This is a genomic window from Paenibacillus sp. NPDC055715 (assembly GCF_053617595.1).
Genome location: NZ_JBSHGA010000016.1, coordinates 38,907 through 57,298 on the forward strand (window position 1 = coordinate 38,907; position 18,392 = coordinate 57,298).

At 44.4% G+C, this 18,392-nt stretch carries 15 protein-coding genes; 13 read left to right on the forward strand and 2 right to left on the reverse strand.

The features are described 5' to 3' along the window. Nucleotides 1-21 precede the first annotated feature (21 nt). The 11 genes from citD to crcB (ACWGOO_RS19795) all read left to right on the forward strand — a co-directional run bounded on the left by citD (nt 22) and on the right by crcB (ACWGOO_RS19795) (nt 11,536). Entirely contained in the window at nt 22-315 is a 294-nt protein-coding gene (gene citD / locus ACWGOO_RS19745; RefSeq protein WP_452486192.1) for a citrate lyase acyl carrier protein, read from the forward strand. Then, entirely contained in the window at nt 316-1,197 is an 882-nt protein-coding gene (citE, locus tag ACWGOO_RS19750) for a citrate (pro-3S)-lyase subunit beta (RefSeq protein ID WP_452486194.1), read from the forward strand. Between the two features lie 10 nt (nt 1,198-1,207). Further along, entirely contained in the window at nt 1,208-2,767 is a 1,560-nt protein-coding gene (gene citF, locus ACWGOO_RS19755) for a citrate lyase subunit alpha (RefSeq protein WP_452486196.1), read from the forward strand. Nucleotides 2,768-2,821: 54 nt separating this feature from the next. After that, nucleotides 2,822-3,994: an NAD(P)-dependent malic enzyme gene (locus ACWGOO_RS19760; RefSeq protein ID WP_452486198.1), complete on the forward strand. Its 1,173-nt coding sequence runs from the start codon at nt 2,822-2,824 to the stop codon at nt 3,992-3,994. A 129-nt stretch (nt 3,995-4,123) separates the two neighbouring features. Then, nucleotides 4,124-5,155 (forward strand): [citrate (pro-3S)-lyase] ligase, encoded by a 1,032-nt coding sequence (citC, locus tag ACWGOO_RS19765; RefSeq protein WP_452486200.1) that lies wholly within the window; start codon nt 4,124-4,126, stop codon nt 5,153-5,155. Nucleotide 5,156: 1 nt separating this feature from the next. Beyond that, a complete protein-coding gene (citX, locus tag ACWGOO_RS19770) occupies nt 5,157-5,702 on the forward strand; it encodes a citrate lyase holo-[acyl-carrier protein] synthase (protein ID WP_452486201.1) in 546 nt (181 codons plus the stop codon). Nucleotides 5,703-5,745: 43 nt separating this feature from the next. Beyond that, a complete protein-coding gene (citG, locus tag ACWGOO_RS19775) occupies nt 5,746-6,612 on the forward strand; it encodes a triphosphoribosyl-dephospho-CoA synthase CitG (RefSeq protein WP_452486203.1) in 867 nt (288 codons plus the stop codon). A 336-nt stretch (nt 6,613-6,948) separates the two neighbouring features. Then, nucleotides 6,949-9,090: a HelD family protein gene (locus ACWGOO_RS19780; RefSeq protein WP_452486205.1), complete on the forward strand. Its 2,142-nt coding sequence runs from the start codon at nt 6,949-6,951 to the stop codon at nt 9,088-9,090. Nucleotides 9,091-9,370: 280 nt separating this feature from the next. Then, complete coding sequence (locus ACWGOO_RS19785) at nt 9,371-10,681, forward strand: replication-associated recombination protein A (protein WP_452486207.1); 1,311 nt, start codon at nt 9,371-9,373, stop codon at nt 10,679-10,681. 100 nt (nt 10,682-10,781) lie between these two features. Then, nucleotides 10,782-11,183: a fluoride efflux transporter CrcB gene (gene crcB, locus ACWGOO_RS19790; protein ID WP_452486209.1), complete on the forward strand. Its 402-nt coding sequence runs from the start codon at nt 10,782-10,784 to the stop codon at nt 11,181-11,183. After that, the gene (gene crcB, locus ACWGOO_RS19795) at nt 11,180-11,536 is read left to right on the forward strand and encodes a fluoride efflux transporter CrcB (protein ID WP_452486211.1); all 357 of its coding nucleotides are present in this window, start codon (nt 11,180-11,182) and stop codon (nt 11,534-11,536) included. Before crcB (ACWGOO_RS19790) ends, crcB (ACWGOO_RS19795) begins: the two co-directional genes overlap by 4 nt. 119 nt (nt 11,537-11,655) lie before the next feature. Here the strand turns inward: crcB (ACWGOO_RS19795) and ACWGOO_RS19800 are convergent, their stop codons facing one another. Together ACWGOO_RS19800 and ACWGOO_RS19805 are read right to left on the reverse strand one after the other, a co-directional pair. Further along, nucleotides 11,656-12,486: a PPK2 family polyphosphate kinase gene (locus tag ACWGOO_RS19800; protein WP_452486213.1), complete on the reverse strand. Its 831-nt coding sequence runs from the start codon at nt 12,484-12,486 to the stop codon at nt 11,656-11,658. Between the two features lie 103 nt (nt 12,487-12,589). Beyond that, on the reverse strand, nt 12,590-13,798 hold the full coding sequence (locus ACWGOO_RS19805) for a tyrosine-type recombinase/integrase (RefSeq protein WP_452486215.1): 1,209 nt from the start codon (nt 13,796-13,798) through the stop codon (nt 12,590-12,592). A gap of 2,915 nt (nt 13,799-16,713) precedes the next feature. Between ACWGOO_RS19805 and ACWGOO_RS19810 the strand changes: the two genes are divergently transcribed. After that, nucleotides 16,714-17,568: a tyrosine-type recombinase/integrase gene (locus tag ACWGOO_RS19810; RefSeq protein ID WP_452486238.1), complete on the forward strand. Its 855-nt coding sequence runs from the start codon at nt 16,714-16,716 to the stop codon at nt 17,566-17,568. Between the two features lie 378 nt (nt 17,569-17,946). Then, the gene (locus ACWGOO_RS19815; protein ID WP_452486217.1) at nt 17,947-18,360 is read left to right on the forward strand and encodes a hypothetical protein; all 414 of its coding nucleotides are present in this window, start codon (nt 17,947-17,949) and stop codon (nt 18,358-18,360) included. The last annotated feature ends 32 nt before the right edge of the window (nt 18,361-18,392 follow it).

The following is an 18,392-nucleotide window of genomic DNA, read 5'->3' on the forward strand; positions in this document are numbered from 1 at the left end:
TTGGCAAAAGAGGTGTAGACATTGATTATTCAGCAAGTAGGCATGGCCGGTACACTGGAATCAAGCGATATTACGATTTCGATCGAGCCGAACGAGACGAAGGGTATTGAAATCGAGTTGAAAAGTACCGTAGAGAACCAGTTTGGAAACCAGATTCGCAAAGTGATTCTCGAAACATTACAAGAAATGGGCATTGAGCATGCGTATATCCGCGCGAATGATAAAGGCGCACTGGATTGCGCCATTAAGGCTAGAGTAATGACAGCCGTAAGCAGAGTGGTCGAGGGCGACTGCCGACCATGGGAGGCGGAATAGATGCAGAAACTGAGAAGGACCATGTTGTATGTTCCAGGGAATAACCCAGGGATGATCCGGGACGCCCATATCTATGGGGCAGATTCGATTATGATCGACCTTGAGGATTCCGTTTCCCTATACGAAAAAGATGCGGCACGTTTGCTGGTTTACCAGGCTTTGAAAACCTTTGATTTCGGAGGCATCGAGGTGCTGGTCAGGGTAAACCCACTCAATACGCCGTATGGCAGAGACGATTTTGAAGCGATTGTACGAGCGAAGCCAACTGCCATTCGATTGCCGAAAACGGAGACCGCCGATGACGTGATTGAGGCGGATGAATTGATTACCGAAATTGAACAAAAGATCGGCATGGAGCAAGGGACAATCAAGCTTTTTGCAGCGGTTGAGAGTGGCAAGGGCGCATTGAACGCGGCGCAAATTGCGGTTGCCAGCAAGCGGCTTATCGGCATCGCCATTGGAGCGGAGGATTTTGTCACAGACCTGAAGACAACACGCTCGCCAGAAGGCATTGAGCTGCTGACAGCACGAAGCCTTATATTATTTGCAGCCAGAGCTGCTGGCATTGCTGCTGTCGATACAGTCTACTCGGATGTAAATAATGAGGAGGGCTTTGCCAACGAGGTGAAGCTGATCAAACAGCTAGGCTTTGATGGCAAATCCATTATTAACCCACGTCAGATCGAGATTGTAAATCGCATCTATACGCCAACAGAAGCAGAGATCAAAAAATCAAAGCGGATCATTGAAGCCAGTCTCGAAGCGGAGGCAAAAGGCTCGGGTGTGATCAGTCTCGACGGTAAAATGATTGACCGTCCGATTGTAGAACGTGCACGTAGAGTACTTGATCTGGCGGAAGCGGCAAAAATAAATATAGAGTAAGGTGAATGTTATGTTAAACGGTGCTGGGAGAGAAATTCCTGTAGCTATTGAGGGACTTGATGCGATAACTCCCTTTGATCGCAAATCGACTTACGGACAATTTAAAAATACAGAGCGGTTAAAAGACCGCCAGCGAAATCCTGCCAAAAACAAAATCATGGATTCGATGGAGAAAGCCATTGAAGCTACGGGCTTGCGTAATGGGATGACGATCTCGTTCCATCACCATTTCCGCAACGGGGACTTTATCGTGAATATGGTTATTGATAAAATCGCCCAAATGGGTATTCGTGATCTTGTCCTGGCAGCCAGCTCCTTGACGGATATTCATGCGCCGTTGGTAGAGCATGTGCGAAACGGTGTCATCCGCAGAATCGAGACCAGTGGTCTTAGAGGCGAGCTGGCTCAGGCATATTCCTACGGATTGTTTGATATTCCGGTGACGATTAACTCTCACGGTGGTCGCGCAAGAGCGATTGCATCAGGGGAATGCCCGATTGACGTAGCCTTTTTGGGCGCTCCTTCTTGCGATGCATACGGCAATGCAAACGGAACTTCCAGTGTAAACGAAGCTCCATCGGCATGCGGCTCCCTGGGTTATGCCATGGTAGATGCACAGTATGCGCGCAATGTTGTGATGATCACTGACAATTTGGTCTCCTATCCGAACACTCCATTCGCGATTCCTGAAACCCAGGTGGATTATGTGGTCGTCGTGGATCGTATCGGCGATCAGAAGGGGATTGTCTCAGGGGCTACCCGTTACACGAAGAATCCGAAGGAACTGTTAATTGCCAAAAATGCGGCAGATGTGATTGAAGCATCCGGATATTTCGTGGATGGATTCTCATTGCAAACCGGCTCCGGGGGTGCTGCACTGGCAACGACCAGATTTCTGCGGGAAAAAATGCTTGCCGCCAATATCAAAGCAAGCTTTGCGCTGGGTGGTATTACCCAACAAATCGTTGACCTGCATGAAGAAGGATTGATTGAAAAGCTTTTGGACGTGCAGAGCTTCGACCTGCGTGCCGTAGAATCGCTGAGAAAGAACAAATTCCATCAACAAATTTGTGCGGAATATTATGCAAGCCCTGAAAATATAGGCTGCGCTGCTCACCAACTGGATGTTGTTGTGCTGAGTGCGCTCGAGATTGATCTGAATTTTAATGTGAACGTAATTACCGGGTCCGATGGGGTTATCCGCGGAGCTTCCGGCGGACACTGCGACACTGCCGCAGGCGCTGCAGTATCCATCATCGTCGCTCCGCTGATTCGCGGAAGAATGCCTGCTATTCTTGATCGTGTAAATACCATTATCACGCCAGGTCATACGGTTGACGTACTGGTTACCGATCAGGGCATCGCGGTGAACCCTCTCCGCCAGGACCTCCTGGCTAGCTTGAAAGCCGCCAAGCTTCCTGTCTTTACGATCGAAGAGTTGCAAGAGAAGGCTACGCGGATTGTCGGCAAACCAGAGCCGATTCAATGGGAAGATAAAATTGTGGGTGTGATCAAATATCGTGATGGTTCCGTAATTGATGTCATTCGTCAAGTGAAACAAGGACGCTAAAATTATAAACCAAGAGGAGGAAGTATTGAGCAGCTGCTCAGTACAAACAAACTTATGAGTATAAAAGAAGCCGCCTTACAGGCACACCGCGTAAGAAACGGTAAGCTGGAGATTACGGGGACAGTACCGGTCGTAAGTAAACAGGATTTAGCGATAGCTTATACACCTGGCGTTGCCGAGCCATGCAAGGAAATCGCCAAAGATAAGAGCAAAGCCTATGAATACACGATTAAAGGGAGCACCGTGGCGATTCTGACGAATGGGACAGCCGTGCTGGGTCTGGGGGATATTGGTCCTGAGGCAGGGCTGCCCGTCATTGAGGGCAAGGCCTTGCTGCTCAAAGAATTTGGTGGGGTGAATGCGTTCCCCATCTGTATCGACAGCACTGATCCAGACGAGTTTGTGCGCACGGTTGAAGTGATCGCCCCAGGTTTTGGAGGCATTCATCTTGAAGACATCAAGGCGCCAGAATGCTTTTATATTGAAGACAAATTAAAAGAAAAACTGAACATCCCGGTTTATCATGATGATCAGCATGGAACGGCAGTTGCTGTGCTTGCAGGGTTATTTAATGCTTTGAAACTTGTGGGCAAAAAAATAGAGGATGTGCACATCGTCATCAATGGAGCAGGAGCTTCGGGGATTGCCACCGCCAAGCTATTGCTTGTTGCAGGAGCGAAGCGTATAGTCCTCTGCGATATGAATGGTGCCTTGGTCGAAGGCGACACCTCTCTCAATGAGCCTCAGCAGCAAATCGCCAAGCTGACAAATCGTGATAAAGAAACAGGCAGCCTGACAGAAGTCATCAAAGGCAAGGACATCTTTATCGGCTTATCGGTTGCAGATGTGATGACAACAGAAATGGTGCAAACCATGAGCAATGAAAGCATCATTTTTGCCCTTGCCAATCCGATTCCGGAAATTTTGCCGGAGGAAGCACACAAAGGCGGAGCAAGAATTGTTGCGACCGGCAGATCGGATTTTCACAACCAAATCAATAACCTGCTGGCATTCCCCGGTATTTTTAGAGGCGCGTTTGATGCCAAAGCCACGGACATCACGATGGAAATGAAATTAGCGGCAGCCAGAAGCATCGCAGATCTGGTGACAGATGAGGAGCTTGATGATACCTATATCGTTCCAGATGCGATTGACAAAAGAATAAGCTCAGCAGTTAGTAAAGCAGTAAAAATCGTCGCAGAACAAAGCGGTGTTGTAAGAAAATAAAGACATTGTCTTTTCAGAACAAATAAACAGGATGCGCATCCTATCCTTTCGCTTGCAGAGTGTGGGATGCGCCATTCATACTTATTCAGACTTCCATGCAGAAAAATGGTGATCATTATGGCTATGTGGATGGAACATTTGCGTGAAGAGATTTTAAATCCAACCTCTGAAGACGCTCAAAGAAAGCTTCGCGACTTCCTTAAGCGCCAAGGTCTTAGAATAGACCATCAAATTGAATATACGATGGAAATTGTAGATGGCAGCAACATTGCCGCTACAGGTTCCTTTTCAGGCAGTGTACTAAAGTGCATTGCTGTGGATGAAGCTTATAAAGACCAGGGGCTATCGGCACAAATCGTTAGCCATTTAGTAAATGAAGAATACAGGAGGGGAAGGGCTCACCTGTTTATTTATACAAAACCAGTCAATAAACAAATTTTCAAGGATCTCGGCTTTTATCCAATCGTGGAGGAATCCTCCAAGGCGGTTTTGTTGGAAAACCGATGGGATGGTGTCAGGCAGTATCAGCAAGAGCTTTTGCAGGAATCGGGGGACCCCGTGCCTTCGGCTGCGATTGTCATGAATTGTAATCCATTCACACTTGGACATCTGCACTTAATCGAGCATGCAGCGGCGGTGTGGGAAAAGGTACATCTTTTTGTAGTCTGGGAGGACCGATCCATTTTTCCCTCAGATGTCAGATACAGACTAGTGGAAGAAGGCGTGAGACATTTAGCCAATGTGGTCTTGCACAAAGGCAAAGACTATATTATCTCAGGCGCAACGTTTCCTTCTTACTTCCTCAAAAATGATGAAGAGGCAGCAAGTACGCATATATCACTAGATTTAAAAATATTTATCCAGTATATAGCTCCGTTGCTAAATATTCAAAAACGGTATATCGGTCAGGAGCCAAGCTGTGTCTTGACCCGCAGGTACAACACGAGCATGAAAAAATTACTGCCTTCCGTTGGAATAGACGTGGAGGAAATACCGCGACTGCTATGGGAAGGTGAGGCAATCAGCGCCTCTGCGGTCCGCAAATATATCCGTCTCGGTCAAATGGATAAAGTGAAGCAGCTTGTACCGGACACGACCTATCAGTTTTTATTGTCAGTGAAAGTTGGAGAAATCATCAGGCGTATCAGGGAGATGTCATAACATGTATCCGTATGAGGTGGTCACCCTTGAAGAAATGCTACAGGCACGCGAAAACCGGGCAGATAGACAAAGACAACTGATCAACAGGTACACGGTACCTCTGATCAGCATGACGATCAATATCCCGGGACCACAGAAGTCCTCTCCAACTAGTAAATACGTTTTTCATGAAGGCTATCGTATCTTGATGAGTCAGCTGGCGGTGAACCAAATGACACCGCTGCACTGTGAAGCGTATGATCTGCTAACAGGCCCAGAAGCATATGTTGCCGTTCAGGCAGATGCACGAATATTGAAAAGGTTGGTCATTGCGATTGAAGATGGGCATCCACTAGGAAGATTACTGGATCTGGATGTGATTGGACTCAATGAAAGGGCAATCTCCAGAGATGAACTTGGCTTGGGCAAGCGAAAATGTCTCCTGTGCGACCAGGCTGCGCATGGTTGTGGACGGAGCAGAGCACATGCACTTCCCGAATTGCTGGAAGCTATCAAAGCACTGGTGGACGGTTATAAGCGAAAGCATCAAGTAGTCAAACGAGCATGATCGTTCATCATCATTAAAAAATCCAGAGAAGAAGGTTGTTAGTATGGTCATTCCTCTTGGTCAACAAGCTGTCCTTGCGCTGTTAACAGAGGTCTCTGCCAGCCCAAAGCCGGGACTGGTAGATCGGTTTAATCGTGGTGCTCACAAGGATATGGACTTCTTTACGTTTATGTCTAGTGCGGCCGCACTTTCCGGCTACTTTGAAAGATGTGCAAAGGCGGGAAGTTCCTTTCATGGAGAGGATCTCCGTATACTATTTGCGAATCTACGCCCCTTGGGACAGGAAGCCGAACAGGCTATGTTTGCCGCAACAGGCGGGGTGAACACACATAAAGGACTTATTTTTTCGTTAGGAATTATATGTGCTGCTGCTGCGTATTGTTACACGACAAGAGCAGCTGCCAGCAGGCTGGATGAACAAATCATTTGTGAGACCATTGCTCAGATGACCAAAGGTTTATGTGCGAGTGAGCTTGCATCCCTGAAAAAATCAACAGGCTTAACGGTCGGCGAACGGTTGTATAAAGAGTGGGGTATGATGGGCATACGTGGTGAGGTGGAAGCAGGCTTTCCCACCGTGCGAGAGTATGCTCTGCCCGTTTATCGTGAGTTGAGGTCATCGCAACGATACCATGTGAATGATATTTGTGTTCAAACCCTGTTACAACTGATGGTTGTCAACGAAGATACGAATGTCGTTGGTAGACACGATAGGGAGATGCTAACCTATGTCCAGAAATATGCCAGGCAGGTGCTAGAGGCGGGCGGTATCTTGTCAGAGAGAGGTGTCGCCATGATCCATCGAATGAACGATGATTTTGTGCAAAAAAATGTTAGTCCTGGTGGCTCCGCTGATTTACTGGCAGTTACAATCATGTTGGAATATTTATGTCTACCCGACCCATTTTAATGAAAAAGGGCTGTCCGCAAAGTGATATGTTCCCCTTACAACAGACAGGTTAATTCGTAAAACCTACTGCTGTAAGGGGTGTTTTTTATATCAAAGCAACCATATCGTTAATATTCGGATTCAAATCACCGCTACGCTGCTGCGGCAAAGCTCCATATCTGGGTAATCCATTAGTTTGTGTTTTAATAAGAGGTCTTTCGTATATAAAATAAGCGTATTGGGAAGTAAGATTGGATTTTTGTGGTTAAATGTGTTACGCTTACTTTCCTTTTTTTGTGTCGAGCAAGTGAAAAAGATACAGAAATCGAGACTTGATATTCTTAGGAGGTAACTGAAATGGAGAATGAGTTTCAAAGTGCCTATCAAGAAGAACAGCACAGGCTGTCGCTTGCTATGGAGGAAATTGATCGGAGATTGGAACAGCTTCGCAATACGCCGGTATACACCGGACATGATTTTACGGAGCAAGTGCTGGAATCTGCGCGGGAGGAAAAACGTCAGGCTTTGGCCAAAAGCTCACAGGAGCCTTATTTTGGACGCATGGATTTTGACGAGCGTGGCAGAGGGCAGCGTAAGCCGCTGTATATCGGTAAAGTCGGAGTGGAGCGTGAAGAGACATCGGCGTATCCGCTTGTGATTGATTGGCGTGCGCCGATTGCCAGCTTGTTTTATTCGTTTACAGGTGGTGAAGAAACCGCGTCCTACGAGGCTCCCGAGGGAACGATTGAGGGCTTGGTGTATCTGAAACGCAACGTTGTCATCCGTAAAAGAATTCTGGAACGGGTAGCTGATACATACAATCGTGAAAGCGATGGGCCTGCCGTTTCCGATGAATTTCTCGTTTACCGTTTGGGAGAGAACAAGGATAACCGTTTACGGGATATCGTATCCACCATTCAGGCCGAGCAGGATCAGATCATCCGTGCGGCCAAAAATACAGCCCTCGTTATTCAGGGGGTAGCGGGAAGTGGCAAGACGACGGTAGCGCTGCATCGTCTCGCATTTTTGCTTTATCAATACAAGGATCAAGTGTCGGCGGACAAGATGGTCGTTTTCGCGCCGAACCATATGTTTCTCGATTATATTTCAGATGTACTTCCAGAGCTGGGGGTCGGAAATATTCAGCAAAGTACATTTGCGGACTGGGCGCTCCATTTGTTGGGGCTGGATTTACCTCTGGCGGACCCTGCCGAAACGTTATCTTATTGGTTTGAGAGCGGCAGCCTGCGGACGAAGTCTATGGACGAGGCGCCGGGACGATTCAAAGGTTCGGTTCACTTTATGAAGCTGCTTCAGGCATTTGTGGAGCGGCTGGAGCCTATCTCGGTACCGGAAGGCGACTTTTCACCCTGGGATGGGGCTGTGCTGCCGCGAGCTGAGATTTTGAATTGGTTCAATGAAGAATACAAGCCCTATCCGCTCGCGAAGCGGAAGGAGCGAGTGCTTGCAAGAGTCCATCGCTGGATTGAAATGGAGCTGAAAAAGTCGCCTTCGGCGGCTGCACTCAAGGAGCGTAAGAAAAAAGCAGGAACTCGAGAAAAGGCATATGCTAAAAAATGGCCTCAATACGACGCACTGACGCTTTACAAGCAGCTTTTTCAGGCAGCCAAAGGATTACCCGCAGAAACGGCTGCGGAGATGAAGGCTTCTTTGCCGGCTGCTATTTTCAAGACTACACAGTCGGACCTGCGAAATCAGGTGATCCGCGAAGAGGATTTGACTGCCTTGGTGTATCTCCACGTGCTGATTCATGAGGTAGAATCGTCTCAGCGTTTTGACCATGTGGTCATTGATGAGGCGCAGGATTTTTCGCCTTTTCATATCGCATTGCTGGATTTGTTCGTAAAAGGACATTCCTTTACAATACTTGGCGATTTATCGCAGGGGATTCATGAATACCGTGGCGTACATGCGTGGGAGGAAATGAGCTCTCTTTTTGCGCCAGAACATACGGCGTATTTTGCACTGACTCGAAGCTACAGATCAACCCTAGAAATTATAGAATTTGCAAATACAATTTTGGAGCAGGGAGTTCGCGGCGGCATTACAGCAGTTCCGGTATTTCGTAGTGGCGATCCGGTGCGTACCGAATCTTATGACACATCCGGACGTGAACAGTATTTGCTTACCGCTCTCAAAGAGCTTTCCTCCAAGGATTATCGCACTGTATCCGTGCTGACACGTACCTTAAAAGAGGCTGTAGAACTTCATGAGGTTTTCATACATGCTGGGCTGGACGTAAATCTGATTGACGGCGGTAAAAAGCAATATGAAGGCGGCTTGTCCGTTCTGCCTGTGTACCTGTCCAAAGGGCTGGAGTTCGACGCAGTTATTGTGGCGGATGCCGACCAAGAGCATTATGGAGAGCTGGCATGGGACGCCAAGCTGCTGTATGTGGGCTGTACCCGTGCGCTGCATGAGCTGTGGCTGTTACATGAAGGTGCGCTTCCGAGTTATGTACAGGAACAGTTGAAGTAAGGGAAATCTACCAGCATAAGAACAGCCACGAAGTTCATCTTTCGTCCGGCTGTTCTTTCTTTTGCTTGCCAGGCTACAGGTATGGAAGTATATAGCGATGCCGTGATCGTGCTATCTGCAACTTGTCTGTGGGTATGGTAGAATAAAAGGCGGTTCATACCGTTTTTAGGATGATAGATCGCTTGAATTTTCAGGGTTTTCAACCGCATGGGCGAACGCGATGCAAATGGACATGCAGGGGTAGAGTGTTTTCTCCTATCACTATAAGGAAGTGAATGAAATGGATTTATTTTCATATTCCCAGGATTCGACGCCAAGCAATCGGTTGCTTGCTGACCGACTGCGTCCAACTTCGCTGGACGAATATATTGGACAGGAGCATGTCGTCGGTCCGGGTAAGCTGCTGCGAAGAGCTATAGAGGCAGATCAGGTTTCTTCCATTCTCCTGTATGGGCCGCCGGGATGTGGCAAGACGACGCTGGCGCATATCATTTCACAACACACGCAAGGCGAATTTGTCCGCCTGAATGCAGTGGAAGCGTCTGTGAAGGACGTGAGGGAAGTCATTGACCGCGCACAAATGAATAAATCAATGTACGGCAAAAAAACCATCCTGTTTCTCGATGAGGTACATCGTTTCAACAGCTCACGCCAGGATGCACTGCTGCCTGCGGTGGAAAAGGGTACGATCGTGTTTATCGGCGCCACAACCGAAAACCCTTTTCACTACGTAAACGGCGCCTTGCTGAGCCGCTCTACGTTGTTTCAGCTCGAATCGCTGACGCAGGAGCATTCGCTGGCAGCCATGCACCGCGCCTTGGGTGATGCGGACAAGGGGCTCGGCTATATGCAGCTTCAGGTGGACGAAGCTGCGCTGGGTCACATCGCGTCCATGGCGAACGGCGATATCCGCCGCGCCTTGAACGCGCTGGAACTGGCGGCGCTCACGACGCCTCCGCTGACAGACGGCACGATTCACGTGACGCTGGAAGTCGCGGAGGAATCCATTCGCCGCCCGATTGTCAAGGCAGACGAGTCTACGCAGTATGACGTGCTGTCCGCCTTTCACAAAAGCATTCGCGGCTCCAGCGACGCGGCGCTGTTCTGGTTCCTGTACGCCGTAGAGAAGCTCGGCATGGACCCGATGACCTTTCTCCGCCGCCTCATCGCAGCAAGCAGTGAGGATATTGGGCTGGCCAATCCACAGGCGATGGTGCAGGCAGTGAGTGCGCTTGAAGCTTATCGCAATAACGGCTGGCCGGAGGCCAAGTTGAACATTGCACAGGCTATTTTATTCGCCGTGGAGAGCCCAAAATCGAATGCCGTATATACGGCGATTTCACGGGCAATGTCGGCTATGGTCGACATCAAATCTGCTGAGGTGCCACTGCATTTGCGCGATGCACATTACAAAGGTTCGGAGAAGCTCGGTCATGTCGGCTATCAATATCCGCACAATTATCCGAATCATTATGTGAAACAGCAATATTTGCCTGATTCGATAGCAGATCGGACCTTTTACCAGGCTACTGAGCAGGGGAATGAGTCGAAAATCAGACAAAACCAGCAGTGGCGGGATTCACAGTCGTAAAATATAGTAGTAGACGGATATACGTAATATGTAAGATAAGGTTTAGCCACTGTTATGGTTACACCCTGAATACTGCAAGAGTGAAGAAGGGGATATAAAGATGAAAGACGTGCTATTCGTCGGGGCAGGTGGAGCGCTTGGGACCTCTGCCCGTTACGGTGTGCAATTGTTGCTGCCTGCAGCAGGGGCGGATTTTCCACTTGGTGTGTTGTTAATCAATTGGATCGGATGTTTGTTTCTCGGCTGGTTCTTTACGGTAACTTTGCGGTCGTGGCGGATCAGGCCTCGCTGGCGACTTGCCATCGGAACAGGCTTTACTGGGGGCTTTACAACCTTTTCCACCTTTGCCGTGGATGCCGTGCGCCTAACGGTTCATGATCGTGCGCTTACGGCTGTGTTGTATCTGTTGCTCAGTGTATGTGGAGGTCTGTTTTTGACTTGGACAGGTATTCGTCTGGGCACGAAAATGACGCAAGCTGCCCCCAAGGAGGGAAGCTTATGATCTGGTGGGCGACGGCAGGTGGAATGGTCGGTACATTGGCGAGATACGGGCTTGGCATGTGGGCCGGGAAAAGGTTCGGCACCACGTTTCCGTGGGGAACATGGATCATTAACATCAGTGGTTCATTGCTGCTCGGCTGGCTGTACGGCGAATTTATGCAGCACAATCTTTCGCCTGCACTCTGGATGCTGCTAGGAACAGGCTTTTGTGGTGGTTATACCACTTTTTCAACATTCGGGTATGAATCTCTCCAACTGATGGAGCGCAGAGAATATCGGCGTACGGCTGTGTATGTGCTGTCTTCGGTGTTGGTAGGGGTTGTAGCTGCGGCTGTAGGGTATGGGGTTAGTTGACGCAATAAAAACCTCCAGAATCCCTACCCCCGGCATATTCAGCCTTGAGTAAGGTTTCGGAAGCTTTTTTATTTGGTGTTGTTTTAATCGAACATTGATGTAGTGCTGTGCCTGCGAAGCTATTTTTTATCCCGTTCTTTATACAGCTCAGGCAAAAGGGATTCCAGTTCCGGTCTTGGTTCAGGATCGGACAGCTTCATTTCCTCCAGCGTTTGGACGGCAATGCGCAGCACGGTGTAATCTCTGTACCAACGGTTATCCGAAGGAATGACATACCAAGGAGCCTGTTTGGTTGCACTTAGCTCCAGTACGTCCTCATAATATTGGGTATATTGCTTCCAAAATTTACGTTCCTGCAAATCACTCGGATCGAGTTTCCAGTTTTTATGTGGTTTTTCAATCCGGTCGATTAGCTTCTCCAATTGGAATTGCTTTGAAATATGTAAAAAGATTTTGACGACCTTTACACCGCTATCCAGCAGCAGTTGTTCAAAATGTTTGATATGTTTAATATTTCGTTTGGCCTGCTTGTCGGATACCTGACCGTGAACACGTGTAATCAGCACATCCTCATAATAAGAACGGTTGAACGCTGCGATATATCCCCGCCTCGGGGTTACGCTGTGGGCACGCCACAGGAAGTCGTGACTTAATTCTTCGGCTGTAGGTGATTTAAAACTGTGGATTGTCACACCCGCCGGATTGAGGTTGGAAAATACCTGTTTAATGACTCCATCTTTTCCACTGCAATCCATACCTTGGAATACGAACAAAACCGCCTGCTTCTTTTCCGTAAATAATTTGCTTTGTAATGCCGCGAAACGTTCCTTCAATTGATCTGTTTCCTGCTGAATTTCTTCTTTATTTTTGATATCCTTCGTATCCTTGGGGTCCCACCCTTTCAAAGAAACTTTCTTACCCGGCATCAGCATTCCCAATGAATCAGACATAGAGGCACGCTCCTTTTCAATTGAAGTATGATATCTTGTCTACATCATATACCCAAATGGGATTGTTATCAAAAATTCCTTATGTATCTTAGCTTTTCTTGGTCTAAACGGCTACATTTTCGACTTTCTGGTCACGCTTCTGGTCACAAAATTTTTCTTCAATTTCTAGTGGTTCAGTTTCTTCTTTTTTACTCAGTAAATTACTCAATCCAACTACTGCATCTGACTGCATATTTTTTAACAAATGCGAATAAGTATCCAAAGTTATAGTTACACTACGATGTCCCAATCTTTCGGAAACAACTTTTGGATGTATCCCAATGGACAGCATCAACGAAGCAGAGGTATGTCTAAGATCGTGAAATCGAATAGATGGTAGTTCTAGTTCTTCTATCTTTCTTTTCATCAGCCTTGTAATTGTGTTTGGGAAAACTTGCTTTCCAATATTTGTACAACAGATTAAATCATTGTCCACATACATTTCTCCAGCCAGTTCTTTTTCCATTAAGACTCTTTCATGTTGCTTCTGCAACATTTCAATTACTTCGTCTGATATATCAATCGAACGAACACTTGAGGTAGTCTTGGCTCCTTCTTTAATCCTCTTTGCATCGCTCTCTAATGTTTGAGTAACCATAATACATTTATTCCTGTAGTCAACATTCCTCCAAGGTAGACCGAGTATTTCACCTTGTCTCATTCCTGTGTGTATTGCCAAGAAATAGACGATATAATGTCTATGGTTTTCAAAGGAACTCAAAAATCTGCGTATTTGATCGACATCCCAAACATTCAATTTTCTTTTTATAACTTTAGGTCTATCTAATTTCTTTATTGGACTTTCTTTTATCAAATCATTTTTAACTGCATAATTCAAACTGTACACCATAATATTGAAAATCCTTTGAACATATGAATCTGCATACAGCTTTCCATTCTTATCTTTCTTTTTTATACGATTCATCACTCCTTTTATGTCTGTAGAGGTCAATTCCCCAAGTGATAGAAAAGGTGAAATATGTGTGACAATACCAGACCGATAAGATTTGGCAGTGAGTCGCGTCATACGTTTGTTTTGCTCTTTCTCTACTAACCACACATCCAACATATAATCTGTAAACTTTATCTTGCTTGGTTCAATGTAGTCGCCTTTGTTTACCTGATTTAATACTTCCGTCATAGCCGCCTGTGCATCTTTCCGCCTTTTAAATCCTCGCTTCTTTTTCTGCTTCCTGATTCCATCCTTTCCTACGTCAACAACGTAGTAATACAATCCAGTCTTTTCGTCAAGTTTTACAGAGCCTTTTGCCATGTGCATCCTCCTAATATTTTCTTTATTTTATTGTGTGCAATAATTGAAAATATCATATTTAATTAGATGTGTAAATAGTTTGTTTTTGATATGAGAATTTTAAATGCTTAACAGAGGAGTGAGATTCAAGCTCCCACATAGCAACCTTAGAACGAACGTGAGAGCGTCACAAAGGTATATGGATAATCGATCCCGCTATATAAAACACCAATTTTACCATCCAGTTGCCCCCATATTGACGGTGACTGGATTTTTTGTATATACGTTTCTCAATATATACTTTTTTTCCTACATTGGATTTTACTTTGATATTGAGAAGCAGAAGGACCAATGGTCCTACTGAATAATGGTGATCAAAGCGCTGGTCCAATGGTCCAGCGGTCAATGAAGGATGTGGCTGAGTCAATTGGTGTGTTAATCCTATATAGAGAAGACAATAAACATAGTGGAATGTGGATTTAGTCTGAGAAAGCTTCTACGAAAATTTGAGGAACCTTATCTGAACGTTGGGTAAGAGGAATGGAAGGGTAGAGGATAAAGGTGTTTGAATCATTGATTGGAATAAGCACTATAGCGTCAAAATGACAATACATTCTATCAAATCAATTAAGGAGCGATAACCAATGTATAAATGTGGACGACTCATAAAGGGTAAGCTTTTCCTGCAAACTTGGGATGGTCAGTTAATCAGTCTCAAAACATTAGCTCAGGCCAACAGAAAGGCTATGTAACATGGATATGGAATGGCTTGACTCAATGTATAGACAGTTGGTGAAAGGCAGCAGGGAAGGATACAGAGCTTGAGAGAAGGCTGGAGATTAGGAGCCAACTGAGTGTGATTAGGCGTATGAAAAGGAAGTTGAAACAAGAAGGAATGTGCATATAGAGTCAAGGAGGGTGAAATTTAGCCCCCTTTGTTGAGCGCCTAGCGATAGGCGTTTTTTTGTTTATCATTACTATAGACCCATTACCTAAGACATGGTAAACTGTTGAAAACAACGTCCAACTTTTGGGTGTCACCTAATGTCACCAAGTGACACGATTACCTGTTCTTGAAATTTCTAGGGTGCTAAATCTGATTGCTGAAAGTTCATTCTATATAGCTACCATTCTAAAAAAAGGAGCAAATGAATATGTATAAAACTGGACGGTTAATCAATGGAAAATTGTATGTGAAGTCGTGGAATAATGAATGGATCAATCTTAAGATGCTTGTGGCCGACAGAAAGGCTATGTAACATGAATTTGGATTGGTTGGATTCAATGTATAGACGCTTGGTTAAAGAAGGGGCAGGGAAGGCTGTAGGGCTTGAGAGAAGGATAGAGATTAGGAAGCAGCTCACTATGGATTCGACGTATGAAAAGGAAGCTGAAACAAGAGGGAATGTGCATATAGAGTCAAGGAGGGTGAAATTTAGCCCCCTTTGTTGAGCGCCTAGCGATAGGCGTTTTTTTGTTACTATAGACCCATTACCTAAGACATGGTAAACTGTTGAAAACAACGTCCAACTTTTGGGTGTCACCTAATGTCACCAAGTGACACGATTACCTGTCCTTGAAATTTCTAGGGTGCTAAATCTGATTGCTGAAAGTTCAGTCGTGAGAATATATGGAGCTAAAAATTGGTTTAACCGAGTTATATACTGAAATTGATTCAGGATTAGATCATTCAGGACGAATTTTCGTCCCTTATACATATCACCAAAGTTGAGTCCTAAGTTTAACTTAGCGCTGACCAAAATTATTTTACTCACCAATTTTATTTGCAATATCGGCTTGAGTTTTTGCCAGATTAAAATTATTTTGGTCTGCCTCTTTTGAGGAATATTTTTTTCCTCTCATTGTGATGGTTGTTTCCATGTTTAATGCTGAATCAATTTCAGTATAGGCTACTAAGTTAAGCTTAGAAGGTTCAAAGGTAAATCGCTGTTGAGTACCAATGTGTAATGGAAAATTATCAGACCAATATATGATTAACAAAACTAGGTTAAACCGAGTTACAAACAAATGGTCAACAGAAAAAAATAAATGAAATGACTGTGCGTGAGTTGCGCGAGCAATGCAAAGCTGAGACAAATTGTCTTAGGCTTCAGCTATTACATATGAATTGAGTAAGCATGATAGAGTGAGTTATAAATATAATCGTATTGATATGTTCAAAATGACAATTATAATACTTCCACTCCGCTATTCCTGTTACGATTCACGATACGTCTGTGGTGTTTTCAAAAACATAGATGAATAAAGGAAATTCCGAATTTAAGTTTTATACAATTTAATTTATAAAAACTTAAATATCCACTGATATATCAAGCTTTTTTACACATTATTTCTCGATACGTACGATTGAAACCCACGATGCAAAGAAATCCTTCACAAATTCCTTTGTTTATCTACATTTTTCGCTATTTTTTCAATACGGCACGATGTAAATATAGTCAGGCATAATTTTGAATCACTAGGCCACAGAAAGCTATATGGAATACGCGATTCTTAAACATATGATCAAGTTTGACGATTGAGCTTCGATAAGGGTGTTGATGCGGCTTATCTCTACAGTGTCTCCAAAGTTGGCGATACCCCTTATAATGGTTGACACAGCATCAACCTAATACATCGACTTCGAAATTTTCTAAGTTGACCATTGAATTGGACGCTATGTCCAACTGCCCATATGAGTGCTAACCAACTTGGATAATACTGTATTGAATTTCAAGATGGTTATTTCTTCTGAACTATTGATCATTGTGAATGTTGTATAGTAAATAATTTTCATCAATTCTAGCAATGCAACATAATATTAATTATGTTGCAAAATGAATAGGATGACAGTATAATTAGACTATATAATGCAACATAATTTATACGAAATCCACTTAAATCGAATGCAACATAATTGTATGGGAGTGGTGAAGATGATCCACGCTTTTGAGGAATACTTACGGCAGGATGAAAAAAGTTTGAATACGATTAAAAGTTACATACTTAATGTAAGTGGATTTATGAAATGGTTTGATGAAAGCAAAGGAATGGAGTTCAATAAGCTGCATAGAGAGAATGTGAAGGGTTACATTAGTTATCTCAAAACTGTGAAGAAGCTTGCTCCTGTTTCTATCAATGCTAAAATCAGCGCACTTATCAAGTTTAACGACTACCTGATTGAATCAGGAGTGCAGTCAGAAGTTGCGATTAATAAAAAGGATATGTTAAAGATTCAACGTCAATATGCTTCACTGGCTACTGTTGGACTTGCTGACGTTGAGAAGTTCAGACAATTGGTACTGGAACATGAGTCAAAACGGAACTATGCTATCGTGTCATTACTGGCCTACTGTGGACTACGGATTAGTGAAGCTCTAAATATCCGTGTGACTGATTTTAATTTGACTTCAAGAGAATTAATTGTATCTGAAGGCAAAGGAAAGAAGACTAGAACTGTGTTTATGGGAGACAAGGCGAGAACAGCTATCCAGAGTTGGATTAAAGATCGCTCAGACAAGGGCATTACAAGTGATTATCTGTTCCCAAGTAACAGAGGAGGTAAGTTAGACAGAACGGTAATCAATAAACTCTTCAATAAATACTCAGCGATTGTAGGAAAGGAAATAACTCCTCACGATCTGAGACATTTCTTCTGCTCTTATGCATTAGAAAATGATATGTCAGTCCATGAAGTGGCGAACCAAGCAGGGCATAGCAATATTCATACTACACTCTTATACGCTAACCCAACAAAACAAAAGATGATAGAGAAGATGAACAGACTCTAAATTCATATGTGTACACTGTTACAAGCCTAGATAATCATGTCTAGGTTTTCATTGCGTCTGCTGATCAATACCAATAGACACAGAATATACGATGGGGGGTATTTTACATCCAAAACAACACTTTAATTTCCAGAAATGCCCCTAGCACATCCACTCCGACACTCAGGTTATTTTTTGACTCGATACCATACGCAAATTGCGGAAGCTTGTGTGGCAGCCAAAAACGCTGGAGCGGTTGATACGACTTCTGGCGGTAGTTATGACTTTTATCGGTTAATTACTGTGTTATACCGCAAAGGATTCTTTAAATAATTCAGTTTTTCAAAGAGATGATAATTATCGTCTCTTTTTTATTCTTATAACAAGGAGAAATGTAAAGTGAATGATATTTATATTATTGGTGGAACAGTGTTGTTTGTGCTATTAGGCGTATTGGTTATTACTTGGTTTAAAAAGAGAGGTGTCAATCTGAGTGATACGGATAGTATTCTTGGGAGTGTCGATGTAGGCAAATTAGTTGTAGAGGTTCTTCCAATTGCTGAACAGCATAAAGACAAAGCTAATTTTGTTTTAGATGTGGCAAGTGAAGTAATTGAATATGTACATAATTATTCAAATGAAACACTGACTTTTGAACAAAAGGAGAAGGTAGCACTTGATACAGTTGATGGCCTGTTGAGCAAGATGAAAGTAACTCCAACGGAAAACGAGTTAAAATTGATTGAGATTCTAGTCCATAAAGGTACTCGATTATTGGATACATCGGTAGCTGCCACACCTGTAACAAAATAAAAAAAAGGGGAATTCTCAGATGATAATGAGAA